9 protein-coding genes are annotated in these 13852 nt (G+C 65.7%); 3 read left to right on the top strand and 6 right to left on the bottom strand.

All coding sequences use genetic code 11. The annotated features are described in order from the left end of the window. Positions 1–52: 52 nt before the first annotated feature. The 6 genes from ACLEJU_RS05240 to ACLEJU_RS05215 form a co-directional block, all read right to left on the bottom strand. The gene (locus ACLEJU_RS05240; protein ID WP_159409644.1) at positions 53–319 is read right to left on the bottom strand and encodes a DUF2934 domain-containing protein; all 267 of its coding nucleotides are present in this window, start codon (positions 317–319) and stop codon (positions 53–55) included. A gap of 14 nt (positions 320–333) precedes the next feature. Beyond that, positions 334–3108, bottom strand: a complete 2775-nt coding sequence (locus tag ACLEJU_RS05235) for a malto-oligosyltrehalose synthase (protein WP_435422557.1) — start codon at positions 3106–3108, stop codon at positions 334–336. Beyond that, the gene (malQ, locus tag ACLEJU_RS05230) at positions 3105–5174 is read right to left on the bottom strand and encodes a 4-alpha-glucanotransferase (protein ID WP_435422558.1); all 2070 of its coding nucleotides are present in this window, start codon (positions 5172–5174) and stop codon (positions 3105–3107) included. Before malQ ends, ACLEJU_RS05235 begins: the two co-directional genes overlap by 4 nt. Further along, positions 5171–6913 (bottom strand): malto-oligosyltrehalose trehalohydrolase, encoded by a 1743-nt coding sequence (treZ, locus tag ACLEJU_RS05225; RefSeq protein WP_435422559.1) that lies wholly within the window; start codon positions 6911–6913, stop codon positions 5171–5173. The genes malQ and treZ overlap by 4 nt, the downstream gene beginning before the upstream one ends. A 14-nt stretch (positions 6914–6927) precedes the next feature. Continuing rightward, on the bottom strand, positions 6928–8487 hold the full coding sequence (gene glgA, locus ACLEJU_RS05220) for a glycogen synthase GlgA (protein WP_435422560.1): 1560 nt from the start codon (positions 8485–8487) through the stop codon (positions 6928–6930). Between the two features lie 521 nt (positions 8488–9008). Next, entirely contained in the window at positions 9009–9176 is a 168-nt protein-coding gene (locus ACLEJU_RS05215) for a DUF6026 family protein (RefSeq protein WP_435422561.1), read from the bottom strand. Positions 9177–9380: 204 nt separating this feature from the next. On the opposite strand from ACLEJU_RS05215, the gene gnd reads away from it, so the two are divergent. From gnd to ACLEJU_RS05200, 3 genes are all read left to right on the top strand, one after another. Next, positions 9381–10361 carry a phosphogluconate dehydrogenase (NAD(+)-dependent, decarboxylating) gene (gene gnd, locus ACLEJU_RS05210; protein ID WP_435422562.1) on the top strand — a complete coding sequence of 327 codons (981 nt, stop codon included), beginning with the start codon at positions 9381–9383 and terminating at the stop codon, positions 10359–10361. Beyond that, positions 10361–11866 carry a glucose-6-phosphate dehydrogenase gene (gene zwf, locus ACLEJU_RS05205; protein WP_435422563.1) on the top strand — a complete coding sequence of 502 codons (1506 nt, stop codon included), beginning with the start codon at positions 10361–10363 and terminating at the stop codon, positions 11864–11866. The genes gnd and zwf overlap by 1 nt, the downstream gene beginning before the upstream one ends. A 128-nt stretch (positions 11867–11994) precedes the next feature. Beyond that, a complete protein-coding gene (locus ACLEJU_RS05200) occupies positions 11995–13791 on the top strand; it encodes a glycoside hydrolase family 15 protein (RefSeq protein WP_435425670.1) in 1797 nt (598 codons plus the stop codon). The last annotated feature ends 61 nt before the right edge of the window (positions 13792–13852 follow it).

Genomic DNA, 13852 nt, shown 5'->3' with positions numbered 1-13852 from the left:
TGGGTGCAATCCCTGTGGGAGCGGGTTTACCCGCGAAAGGGCCGGAACAGGCTTAACCGGCAGTCGGCTTTTTCACTGCTCTGGGCTTCTTGGCGGCAGGCGTCTTTGCCGCAGGCAGGGCAGTGACCTTAGGCTCGGCGGGCGCCTTGGGCTTGGCCGGTGCCCGCTTGCGCGGCTCTGCCTTGGGTGCCAGCGCCTCGGCCTCGGCGAGCTTGCGGGCCATGTCCCAATGGCGCTCCTCTTGCCCCTCCGGCTTACCTTCCGATTCCCAGATCTGGTAAGCAAATTCGCGTACTCGTTTTTCTTCGACACTCATCACGACGCTCCTGAATGCTATGCATGTTCAATCAACAGGTTGACTGGAAATTGCGACAAAACCGCGCTCAACATCAGCTCCTTTGTAGGGCTGACAGCGGCTGCACCGAAAAGTCCAGTCCAAGTGGCAGGGGAAAAGGCAAACGGCAAAATCACCCGGGTGTCGTCCCAGTTCTGTGCCGGGATCAACGGTGTAGTGGCGCCGCCGAGCAGGCCGCTGGCCAGGCGCGGAGCAACGACGATGGCGCGTTGGCCGTCACCCAGGCGGGCGAAGGCGATGACCTGGTCGGCATGTCGGCCTTGCACGTTCAGGGGCAGGTAGGTCCCGCGGCGGAACAGCTCGGCATTGGCTTGGCGGCAGTCCAGCAGTTGGGCGATCAGGGCCTGCTTGATGCGGCCGTCACGCCAGTGCGCCAGCAGCTCGGCGGGCGCTGTGGCATCGTCCAGGGTGCGGCGCCTGCAAGCGTAGTCCACGGCGCGGCGGTTGTCCGGGTCGACCAGGCTGAAATCCCAGTACTCATTGCCCTGGTACAGGTCGGGCACCCCCGGCACGGTCATGCGCAGCAGGCTTTGCACCAGGCCGTTGAGGGCGCCGGGGCAGGCGATCAGTTGTGCGGCATCGGCCAGCGACTGGCGCAGTTGCTGGTTTTCCCGATCCAACAGTAGGCCGTCGACATAGGCGGCGCAGGCCGCTTCATAAGCCTCGTTCGGCGCGCTCCAGCTGCTGCGCAGCTTGGCTTCGCGCAGCGCCTTCTGCTGCCATTGGCGGATGCGCTCGGCGTATTGGCGCAGCGCGTTGTCGTCGTGCAGGTCGAGAGTCAGTGGCCAGCTGCCCAACAGCGTCTGGAACAGCAGCAATTCATCGCCGGGGCCTGGCGCCAAACCGTCGTCCAGCTGCTCGCGCAGCGGCGCGGCCAACTCGCGCCAGTGCTCCACGCGGCTGGCCAGCCATGGCCCACGCTCACTCAACACAGCCAGGCGTGCGCGGCTGTCTTCGCCACGTTTGTGGTCATGGGTGGCGGTGGCCAGCAGGTTGTCGGGGAAGTCGCGCAGGCGGCGCTGGGCCTCGTTATGGAAATGCTCAAGGCCGGCACTGAAACGCTCGGCCTCGAAGCCGACATCGTTGCGCGACAGCAGCCGGGCCGAGCGGTAGAAGGCGGTGTCCTCCACGGCCTTGGCGGCGCTGGGGGCGGTGAGCTGCTGGAAGCGCACGCAGGCATGGCGCAGGTGCTTGCGCGGCCTTCCCGGTGGCATCTGGCGCCAGGGCTGCCCGCCGAGCCACAGTTCGAGCTGGTCGAGCAGTGGCCAGTCGGCTTCGCTCAGGTCCTGACGGGCATGGGTCAGGGCCTGCTGGAAGAACCGCTCATCTTCGGCCGGCCGCCCGCAGGCATTGAAGTAGGTTCGATAGACCGGGTAGTGCGCGACCAGCGCCTGCAATGCGCGGCGGATCGCGCCAAGGGTCAGGTCGCGGGTCATCAGGTCGTCGCGGGCGACTTGCAACAGGGCCTGGGCCACGGATTCGCAGTCGCCGGCCAGGCTGGCATTGAGCACCAGGTGGCGTGCCAGGCGCACTTCCTCGGGGAAGTCGGGGCGTTCGCTGACGCTGGCCCACAGCTCGGTCAGCGGCGCTTCGCCAGCCGGATCGTGCTGCAACAGCGAGACCTGGTTCATGAATTCGTAGCCGGTGGTGCCGTCGGTGAGCCAGTCGCGGTGCAGGTGTTCGTCGGCGCCGAGGATCTTCTCCACGTAGATCGGGAAGTGCTCCAGCGCGGCCTGCAACGGGCGCCTGGCGAGCAAGCTGTCGACCCGGCGGCGCAGCTTGCGGCAGTACCCGCGCGGGTCGGCCAGGCCGTCGATATGGTCGATGCGCAGGCCATCCACCAGGCCGCGCTCGATCAGCTCGAACAGCTTGGCGTGGGTGGCCTCGAACACCACGGCACGCTCCACCCGCAGGCCGCCGAGTTCGTTGATGTCGAAGAAGCGCCGCCAGTTGATGTCATCGGCGGCGGTACGCCAGCTGGCCAGGCGGTAGGTCTGGCGTTCGAGCAGCAGGTGCAGGCGCTTGAAGCCCTCTTCGCTGCGGCTGTCGAAGGCGAGCAGGGCCGACTCCAGGTCTGCGCCTTCACCCACCAGGCGCGCCAGTTCGGCGTGCAGGGGCAGTGCGTCAGCCAGTGGCTCGGGGGCTTTGCGCAACGCGGTGAAATGCTCTGCCAGGGCCTTCAGGGCAGGCTCGGGGCTCTGCGCGAGGATCCAGCCATAGTCCAGCGGGCAGATCGGGAAGCGGTGCTGGTAATGGGCGATCTGCAGCAGGCCCGTTTGTTTGTCAAACTGCAGCGGGATTTCACCATTCTTCAACGCCGCCCCATAGTCACTGCCGAGGAACGGCAGCAGCAACTGCCCGGCCAGCAGCGGGTCGCTGGAATGCCACTGGATGTCGAAGAACTCCGCATAGGGGCTGCGTCGGCCCCAGGCCAGCAGGCTCTGCCACCAGGGGTTGTCGGCACCGCCCACGGCCATGTGGTTGGACACGGTGTCGAGGATCAGCCCCATGCCATGCTGGCGCAGCGCGGCCACCAGCCGTTGCAACGCCGCCTCGCCACCCAGCTCAGGGTTGACGCAGGTCGGATCGACCACGTCGTAACCATGGCGCGAGCCGGCGCGGGCCTTGAGGATCGGCGAGGCATACAGGTGGCTGATGCCCAGCTGGGCGAAATATGGCACCAGGGGCACGGCGTCATCGAGGCTGAAATCGCTGTGAAATTGCAGGCGCAGCGTCGCTGTCAGTGGCTTCATCGGTCACGCTCCCAGGCTTGTTCGCGGGCCTGGGCCAGCAGTTCAAGGCGCCGTGCGGCGTCTTCGTCGTCGAGCAATTCACGTACCGGCGCGGCGAAGCGTCGGCGCCAGTTGGGGTGGCCGCTGGTGGTGCCGGGCAGGTTGGGCTGTTCGTCGCTGCCGAGCAGGTCTTCCAGTGGAATCAGCACCAATGGGGCGCGGGTGTGGCCTACGTAACGGATGGCGGCATCGATCAAGGCGTCATTGTCCTTTTGGGGCCCGTAGTTGGTTTCCAGGGTACGGCGCAGGCCTTCGCGTTCCTTCTGCCGTTCATGGCGCCAGTGCAGTTCAGTGGCGGCGTCGATCAGCTGCAGGCGCTGGCTCCAGTCGATGTCGCGGCTTTCCAGCCAGCCGGCCAGCGGCGCCAGGTCGTGGGTGCCGGTAGTGGCCAGGGCATCGTCCGGCCAGTCGAGGATCGGCTTGAAGTGGCCGGGCTGGGTCTGCTCGAACGGCAGCACGCGCATGCCCAGCACGGCCTTGGCCGCCAGCTGTTCGCGCAGGCCCTCGGGCACGGTGCCGAGGTCTTCGCCGAGGATGATCGCCTGGTGGCGCACCGACTCCAGGGCCAGCAGGCGCAACAGGTCTTCCAGCGGGTAGTTGAGGTAGGCACCCTGGTCGGGCTTGCAGCCACGGGGGATCAGCCACAGACGGCGCAGGCCCATCACATGATCGATGCGCAAGCCACCGGCATGGGCCAGGTTGGCCCGCAGCATCTCGATGAAGGCACGGTAGCCGTTGCGCTTGAGGCCCTCGGGGGAGAAGGCGCAGATGCCCCAGTCCTGGCCCGAGCGGTTGAGGATGTCGGGCGGCGCGCCGACCTTGAGGTTGGCCAGCAGCTCGTCCTGTCGGCTCCAGGCTTGGCTGCCGGCACCATCGGCACCGACGGCCAGGTCGGCGATCAGGCCGATCGCCATGCCGTTGCTGCGTGCGGCGTGCTGGGCCCGTTGCAGGCTGCGTTCGGTCAGCCACTGGCAGAAGGCATGGAACTCGACCTTGGCCGGGTAGGCGTTGGCGAAGGCCTCGACTTCCGGGTGGTATGGGTCGTGCCAGGCGCTGGGCCAGTTGCGCCAGTCGGCCCCCAGGCCATGCTCCACGGCTTGCGCCTGCAGCACTTCAAAGCGGCAGTGATGTTCCAGGGCCTGGCCACGGGCCTCACGGAAGCTGTCGAAGTCCTTGCGCAGCGGGTGGTCGGCCTGGCTGAAATCCTGGTACAGCGCTTCGAGCAGGCGCAGGCGGGCGTCGGCGGCACGGGGCCAGTCTACCAGCGGGTGCTGTTCCAGGTCTTCGAGCACTTGCTCCAGGCCACACGCCTCGATCGCCATGCGTACGGCGCGCTCGCCCAGCAGCGCAGAGGGGCTGGCGTACAGGGTGTTGAGCAACAGGCGGCTGGACGGCGAGTAGGGGCTGTAGTGCTGCTGATCGACGGCCGAAAGCGCGTGGATCGGGCTGATCGCCAGGGCATCGGCGCCGCGCTCGGCGGCGCTGCGCGCCAGTTGTTCCAGGGCCAGGCAGTCGCCGTAGCCACCATCGCCGCTGCGGCGCAGGCTGTAGAGCTGCACTGCCAGGCCCCAGCAGCGCGGCGGCGGTTCGGCGACCGCGTCGGCCAGGCTGTGGCAGCGCGGCGGTGCCACAGCCAGGGTGAAGCTACGGTCGTTGATCTGCAGCAGGTGATAGCCGACCGGCAGGCCGCCGGGCAGGTTGGCCTGGGCATCGAGGGTCAGGTACTGCAGGCGGTTGCTTTCCAGGGTACAGCGCACAGCGCTGCCCGGCGGGAAGTAGCGCTGCAGGGACAGCGGCTGGTCAAGGTCGGCGGTGATCAGCGGGGGCAGGTGTTCGGCGTCCTCGGCAGCCTCCACGGCGTGCAGGCTGGCCTGGATGGCAGGTTCGTCGCCGGCGGGGTGGCCCAGGCCGTCGAGGACCTTGCGCAGGACTTCGTCGCTGACCTGTTGTGGCCGGTTGTTGGCGTCGATCCAGTCACGGGCCAGCCCGACGCGGGCGGCCAGTCGGTGCAAGGCGGTTTCGCTCATGGGCGCTCCTGGCCAGGTGATAGCAGGCTGACCACACAGCTGTGGGCGGGCAGCGCGGTGTCGGGGTGGGTGGTGTCGCTGCTGTCGAACAGGCGCCGCTCGACGGCGGGCAGGGCGACCGCCTGGGGCGCAGCGGCGAGGTTCAGGTCGATGCGCAGGGTGCTGCCATCGCCCAGCTGCCAGCGCGCAGTGAGCGCTTTGTCACCCAGCACTTCGGCGCCCAGGGCGCGGCTGCCGGGCAAGTGCGGGATGACATGGCGGCGGCGCAGGTCGAGCAGTTGGTGATAAAGGCCGTGCCAGCCGGCGAGGACTTCCTTGTTTTGCGGCCGCGATGCCTCAAAGGTCTGTTCGGCATTGGGGTCGGGTATGTGTTCGCGCTGGTCGGGGTCGGCGAATGCTTTGAAGTGGGCGAATTCGCCGCGCCGGCCCTCGCGCACGGCATCGGCCAGCTCGTCGTGGAAGTCGGTGAAGAACAGGAACGGCCGGCAACTGCCATCGTCATCGCCCATGAACAGCAAGGGGATCATCGGTGCGAGCAGCAACAGGCCGGTGGCTGCACGCAAGGCCGCAGGCGGGCACAGGCGGGTCAGGCGTTCGCCCAGGGCGCGGTTGCCGACCTGGTCATGATTCTGCAGGAACAGCACGAAGGCACTTGGCGCCAGGTGCCCGCTGGGTTCGCCGCGGGGCGTGCCGTGGCGGTTGGGCTGTCCCTGGAATACGAAGCCTTCGGACAGGCAGCGGGCCAGCTTGTCGATCGGTCTTTCCTGGTAGTCGGCGTAGTACCCTTCGGTTTCCCCGGTCAGCAGCACATGCAGGGCGTTGTGGCCATCGTCGTTCCACTGGGCATCGAAACCCTGTTCGAGCAATGACGCCTGGTTATGTTCGTTCTCCAGCACCAGCCACACATGCCGGCCGGGCTCGACGGCGGCGCGCACCCGCTGCGCCAGTTCGACCAGGAAGTCGGGTTGGTCGATGGCGTGCACGGCATCCAGGCGCAGGCCGTCGCAGCGGTAGTCGCACAGCCACATCAGGGCGTTCTGGATGAAGTACTCGCGTACCTCAGGGCGGCGAAAATCGATGGCCGCGCCCCAGGGGGTCTGGCGGTCTTCGCGAAAGAACGGGCTGGCGTACTGGTGCAGGTAGTTGCCGTCCGGACCGAAGTGGTTGTAGACCACATCCACCATCACCATCAGCCCCTGGCCGTGGGCGTGGTCCACCAATGCGCACAACTGCTCGGGGCTGCCGTAGCTGTGTTGCGGCGCAAAGGGCAGCACACCGTCATAGCCCCAATTGCGCTCGCCGGGGAACTGGCCCAGGGGCATCAGCTCGATGGCGCTGACGCCCAGCTCGGCCAGCCTCGGCAACTGCCGGGCGACGCCCTGGTAGCCTTCGAGCACGCCGACGTGCAGCTCCTGGATCACCGCTTCGTGCCAGGGCCGGCCTTGCCAGGGGTGCTGCCAGGCATAGGTGCCGGTATCCACCACCTGGCTCGGCCCGTGTACGCCTTCGGGCTGATAGCGCGACGCCGGGTCGGCCACCTGCAGCTCGCCGTCGATGCGGTAGTGGTAGCGGTCGCCGGCCTGGCACGGGGCAACCCCCGTGTACCAACCGTCGTCCTCGGGCAGCAGCTCTATGGCGGGCTGCTGTTCCAGTTCCAAGCTCACGCTGCGCGCATCGGGCGCCCAGAGGGCGAAGCGCGCCGACGTGGCGTCCATCATGTGTGCGCCATGCCTGTGCATCTTCGGGCCTCCGCTCAGTAATGGGCCAGGTGCGCTTGCTTGACCAAGTCCTCGTAAAGGCGCGCGTAGGGTTCCACCGCTTGGCACCAGTTGAACGGCTGGGTCATCGACAGGCAGCGCATGGCGTTGAGCAGGTCCTTCTTGCCATAGGTGTAGAAAGCCCGGCTTAGCGCTTCGCGGTAGCTTTCGACGGTCGACTCGTCGAACAGGAAACCGGTGACGCCGTTCTCGATGGTGTCGGCCAGGCCGCCAGTGTTGCGTGCCACCGGCAGCGAGCCGAAGCGCTGGGCGTACATCTGGCTCAGGCCGCAGGGCTCGTAGCGCGAGGGCATCAGCAGGAAGTCGCTGCCGGCGAACATGCGCCGGGCGTCGGTTTCGTTGAAGCCGATGCGCACGCCGATGCGGCCAGGGTGACGCAGAGCCAATTCGCGCATGGCCTGTTCTTCTTCCGGCTCGCCGCGGCCGATGATCGCAATCTGCCCGCCTTGCTCCACGATGTAGTCGGCAACGCCCAAGGTCAGGTCCAGGCCTTTCTGGTACACCAGCCGCGAGACCACGGCGAACAGCGGCCCTTCAGACGGTTCCAGTTCGAACAACTGGCGCACGGCATCTGTGTTGCGCGCCTTGCCGTCCCAGTCGTTGATGCTGAAGTTGTGCTCCAGGTGCTGGTCGGTGGCCGAGTCCCAGCTTTCGTCGATGCCGTTGGGAATGCCGCCGAGCAGGCCTTGCTGGGCCTTGCTGGCCAGGAAACCGTCCAGGCCGCAACCAAACTCCGGCGTAGTGATTTCCTGGGCGTAGGTGGCGCTGACCGTGGTGATGTGGCTGGAGTAGGCAAGGCCGGCCTTGAGGAACGACAGCTTGCCGTAGAACTCCATGCCTTCCTGTTGCATGGCATGGTCGGGGATCGCCAGCTCCGGGCTGCAGCCACGGCTGTAGACGCCCTGATACGCCAGGTTATGAATGGTGAACAAGGTCGGCGTGTTCAGCCCGCGCCAGTGCATGTAAGCCGGTGCCAGGCCGGCGGGCCAGTCATGCGCATGCACCACTTCGGGCTTCCAGTGGATCCTGCCTTCACCGGCCGCGATCTCGGCTGCGGCCAGGCCCAGGCGGGCGAAACGGATGTGATTGTCGGGCCAGTCGCGGCCGTTGTTGGCGCCATAGGGGGTGCCGTCGCGCTGGTACAACTCGGGGCAGATCAGCACGTAGATGACCAGCCCGTCGGCCATGTCCATGCGGCCGATCTTGCACGGTGGCAGGGCCGCATGGCCGCCGAGTTCGCCAACGATATGAATCGGGTTGTCGCTTTCCATCACCTGCGGGTAGCCGGGGATCAACACCCGCACATCGTGCAGGTGCGCCAGGGCGCGGGGCAGCGCCGCAGACACGTCGCCGAGGCCGCCGGTCTTGACCAGGTCAGCAATTTCAGAGGTGACGAACAGGATTTTGCGTTTGTTCGGGTTGTGCTGGCGCAGGGCGCCGGGTGCCGTGCCTGTCTTGGCGAAGTCCGGGGTGAGCGGTTCGCGGTTGTCCGGGTTGAATGAATCTACGTGAGGCTCGACAGCGGCACTGATCATACTTCTCTCCGTCCCTAAGTGTTGGCTGGGTGCTGGCACCCATTGCGATCTTTCGTGTTGGTCTCTCTGAATTCTGTAGTTGCGTAAAGCTATCCATGCCCCGAAGTCGTGCGCGCAGGCACAACGCGATCAGCATTCCGGCCGAAGGCGATTGGACTGGTTGGGGTAGGCGGGCCGTGCGAAGGAAGTCCTTTTGCGTTTGGCCTACTTAGTTGCTGACCCGCCACCATTTCCAAAAGTTCGACTTTTTTACATCGCTCTTCCTCTGAGCAAATGGCGGGCCGAATCCTGAGTGTAGGAGAGCTGGAGATAAAAAGGTGACCCACTGGTCACTTTCGTTATGACGCGAGATAGACGCAAACGTTGGCGTGTGTGACCGGATATGAACAGGATGTTCGAGGGTGGGGCAGGGCTGTTTGGCGCGTGCGCCATTGGATGGCTGTGCAGCGTATCGTGCACCATGATGGGGCGAGATTTCAGCGGTGTGGGAGCGCGAAGCTCCCACCAGGGGAAAGGGTGAATCAGAGGCTGACGGTTTTACCGTTACTACGCACCTGCTCCAGCAACATGTGCAACTGGGCGACTTGCTGGCGCAGCTGGTCACGTTCGTCCTTCAGTTTACGCAGCTCATCGCGGCGCATGGAGACATAGAGGGTCTGGGTTGGAGCGACAGGCATCAAGGTACCCATGAGCACACCTCGCGGTTTTGGCTGGTGACAGTTAAAGCGTAGACGCTTCACGCGGCGCGCATTCTGAATTCTTTCTCGGCTCATGGGAACTTTTTTGTTTAACGTTGTCACGCCGTCCGTCGCTGAACCCTCGGGCGTCGTGCTGGACTAATCTGAAAAGTTGAACTGTGTTTGTCATCCATTTCGAAAGGGGAGCATCGGCTCATGCAATTGGGAATCGTCGGGCTGGGCCGCATGGGCGGCAATATTGCAAGGCGGCTGATGCGCGCCGGCCATCGCACGGTGGTGCATGATCGCAACCGTGACGCGATCGTCGGGCTGGAAGGCGAGGGGGCCCAGGGCGCCCATGACCTTGGCGCGCTGGTGCAAAAGCTCAAGGCGCCGCGCGCGGTGTGGGTGATGCTGCCGGCCGGCGAGCCTACCGAACAGACCATTGCCCAGTTGGCCGAGCTGCTGGGACCGGGCGATGCCATCATCGACGGCGGCAACACCTTCTATAAGGACGACATGCGCCGTGCGGCCGAACTGCGCAAACGCGGCCTGCATTACCTGGATGTCGGCACCTCCGGCGGTGTATGGGGCCTGGACCGTGGCTACTGCATGATGATCGGTGGCGAGAAAGACGTGTTCGAGCGTCTTGAGCCGCTGTTCAAGGCGCTGGCACCGGGTGTCGGCGACATTCCACGCACCCACGGCCGCAGCGGTGAGCACCAGCGCGCCGAGCACGGCTACATCCATGCCGGCCCACCGGGCGCCGGGCATTACGTGAAGATGGTGCACAACGGTATCGAGTACGGCCTGATGCAGGCCTACGCCGAAGGCTTCGACCTGCTGCGCAGCAAGGGCGGCAACGAGCTGCCGGAAGACCAGCGCTTCGATCTGAACGTGGCCGAGATCGCCGAGGTATGGCGCCGCGGAAGCGTGGTCACTTCCTGGCTGCTCGACCTCACCGCCGATGCGCTGGTCGCCGACCCGCAGCTGGCGCAGTTCAGTGGTTCGGTGTCCGACAGCGGCGAAGGCCGCTGGACCATCGACGCCGCGGTCGAACAGGCGGTGCCGGTGCCCGTGCTGTCCAGCGCGCTGTTCGCCCGCTTCCGCTCGCGCCAGCAGCAGGGCACCTACGGTGACAAGATCCTGTCGGCCATGCGCCTGGGCTTCGGTGGCCACGTCGAGAAAAAAGACTGATGACCAAACAGACCATTCCTGCTGCTCCGCCCTGCACGCTGTTCCTGTTTGGCGCCAACGGTGACCTGGTCAAGCGCCTGCTGATGCCGGCGCTTTACAACCTCAGCCGTGACGGTTTGCTCGACCGCAACCTAGGCATCGTCGGCGTCGACCACAACGCGGCCACGGCTGATGAATTCGCCGAGCGCCTGCACGCCTTCATGCTGGAACGCGACAAAGGCGGTGAGGGCGCTGCCAAGTGCCTGGACGAGAAGCTCTGGGCGCGCCTGGCCAAGCGCCTGGACTACCAGACCGGCGACTTCCTCGACCCTGCCACCTACGCGGCGTTGGCCAAGCGGATCGACAAGACGAGCCACGGCAATGCCATCTTCTACCTGGCCACCTCCCCACGCTTCTTCCCGGAAGTTGCTCAGCGCCTGGGTGAGGCCGGCCTGCTCGACGAGTCTGCCGGTGGCTTCCGGCGTGTGGTGGTGGAAAAACCCTTCGGCACCGACCTGGCCAGTGCCGAAGCGCTCAATGCCTGCCTGCTGAAGGTGATGAGCGAGCGGCAGATCTACCGCATCGACCATTACCTGGGCAAGGAAACGGTGCAGAACATACTGGTCAGCCGTTTCTCCAACGGCCTGTTCGAGTCGTTCTGGAACAACCACTACATCGACCATGTGCAGATCACCGCCGCCGAGACGGTCGGTGTCGAGACCCGCGGCGCGTTCTATGACACCACCGGTGCCCTGCGCGACATGGTGCCCAACCACCTGTTCCAGCTGCTGGCCATGGTAGCCATGGAGCCACCGGCGGCGTTTGGCGCCGATGCGGTGCGTGGCGAGAAGGCCAAGGTGATCGGTGCCATCCGCCCCTGGTCGGCGAAGATGGCCCTGAAGAACTCGGTGCGTGGCCAATACGTGGCGGGCAAGCAGGGCCGCAAGCCGCTACCGGGGTATCGGCAGGAGAACAACGTCGCGGCCGACAGCCAGACCGAAACCTACGTGGCGCTCAAGGTAATGATCGACAACTGGCGCTGGGCCGGGGTGCCGTTCTATTTGCGTACCGGCAAGCGCATGAGTGTGCGCGACACCGAGATCGCCATCTGCTTCAAGCCAGCGCCCTACGCGCAGTTTCGCGAGTCGGAGCTGGAACGGCCGAAGCCCAATTACCTGAAGATCCAGATCCAGCCCAACGAAGGCATGTGGTTCGACCTGCAGGCCAAGCGGCCGGGGCCGGAGCTGGTGATGGAGAACGTCGAGCTGGGCTTTGCCTACAAGGATTTCTTCAAGATGACCCCGGCCACGGGTTACGAAACGCTGATCTATGACTGCCTGACCGGCGACCAGACCTTGTTCCAGCGGGCCGACAACATCGAGAACGGATGGCGTGCGGTACAACCCTTCCTCGATGCCTGGGCCCAAGGGGGCGAGGTGCATGAGTACCGGGCAGGGGAGGACGGCCCCGAAGAAGGCAATGAATTGCTGAATCGCGACAAGCGCGAGTGGCACAAGCTGGGATGAAAGTGCTTCGTTGCCTGCCCGGGCCTCTTCGCGGGGCAAGCCCGCTCCTACAGGACTACGCAAACCCCTGTAGGAGCGGGCTTGTCCCGCGAAGAGGCCGGCACAGGCAACCCCATAAAGGAGGTTGAATGCCCGCCCACATCGAAGACTACGCCCTGCTCGGCAACTGCCGCAGCGCCGCCCTGGTCAGTCGCGATGGCTCGCTCGACTGGTTATGCCTGCCACGCTTCGACGCCCCGGCCGTGTTTGCCGCGCTGCTGGGCAATGAAGACAACGGCCGCTGGCGCCTGGCGCCCAGCGACTCCGTCGAGCACTGCAGCCGCCAGTACCTGGGCGACACCCTGGTGCTGGAAACCACGTGGGTCACCGCCAGCGGCCGCGCCCGGGTGCTCGACTTCATGCCGCTGGATGAGGTCAACTCGGTGGTGCGCATCGTCGAGGGCCTGTCTGGCGAGACCAACTTCGAAATGGACCTGGTGCTGCGCTTCGACTACGGTCGCAGCGTGCCCTGGGTAGAGAAAATCGACCCGCTGACGCTCAGCGCGGTGGCTGGCCCCGACCGTGTGATCCTGTGCAGCAGCGTGGCACCCCACGGACTCGACCACCACACCGTCGCCCGTTTTCGCGTGGGGGCTGGTGAGCGCCAGCTCTTCAGCCTGCGTCACCAGCCTTCGCACTTGCCGGTGCAGCCCGACTGCGACATCGACCAGGCGCTGCAGCACACCCTCACGCACTGGCAGGCGTTTGCCGACCGTTGCCCGGAGGTCGGCCCCTACACCGCCCTGGTGCGCCGCTCGCTGCTTACCCTCAAGGCCATGACCTACGCGCCCACCGGCGGCATCGTCGCTGCGGTCACCACCTCGTTGCCCGAACGCATCGGCCACGAGCGCAACTGGGACTACCGCTTCTGCTGGCTGCGCGACGCCACCATGACCTTGCTGGCGTTCATGAACCTTGGCTACTTCGATGAAGCCCAGGCCTGGCGCGAATGGCTGCTGCGCTCGGTGGCCGGCAACCCTGAACAGATGCAGATCATGTACGGCCTGGCGGGCGAGCGCGACCTCACCGAGTACACCTTGCCCTGGCTGGCCGGCTACGAACACTCGCAGCCGGTGCGGGTCGGCAATGCCGCTTCGGAACAGATGCAGCTGGACATCTATGGCGAACTGGCCGACGCCATGAGCCAGGCGATCAAGGGCGGCCTGCCGCGTCACCCACGCAGTGCGGCGATCTCCCGGCTGATCCTGCCTTATGTCGAGCGTATCTGGCGCGACCCTGACGAAGGGCTGTGGGAAGTACGCGGTGGCCGTCAGCATTTCGTCCACTCCAAGGTCATGGCCTGGGTCGCTTTCGACCGTGCGGCGGGGCTGGCCGACACCACCGAGGAAGGCCGCGAGCATGGCCGCCACTATCGGCAGGTGGCTGACGAGATTCATCGGGAGGTCTGCGCGCGCGGGCTCGATGGCAGTGGCCAGCACTTCGTCCAGGCCTACGGCTCGGCCGAGATGGATGCCAGCCTGTTGCAGATCGCCCTGACCGGCTTCCTGCCGGCTGACGATCCACGCTTTCAGCGCACCCTGGCGCAGATCGAGCAGCGCCTGCTGAAGAACGGCCTGCTGCTGCGCTACGACAGCGACAGCTGCAGCGACGGGCTGACGCCGGGGGAGGGCACGTTCCTGGTCTGTTCGTTCTGGCTGGCGGATGTGTACGTGCTGCTGGGACGCGAGGCAGAAGCCCAGGCGCTGTACGAAAAGCTCACCGGGCTGTGCAACGATGTCGGCCTGCTGGCCGAGCAGTACGACCCCGCCGGCAAGCGCATGCTCGGCAATTTCCCCCAAGCGTTCAGCCATATCGGCATCATCAACACAGCGTTGAACCTGCACCGGGCAGAGTGCCCGGTGCGCGATAGAGCACGTTGCGGGTGAGCGCCTATCCGGTGGCTGGCGCACTCAACCCGGTATTGTCGGGGTAGACTAGCGCAACCCC

Origin of the sequence: Pseudomonas sp. SMN11, assembly GCF_052041945.1 — a bacterium.
Lineage (GTDB): Bacteria > Pseudomonadota > Gammaproteobacteria > Pseudomonadales > Pseudomonadaceae > Aquipseudomonas.
This window is presented reverse-complemented; position numbering and strand designations above follow the sequence as displayed.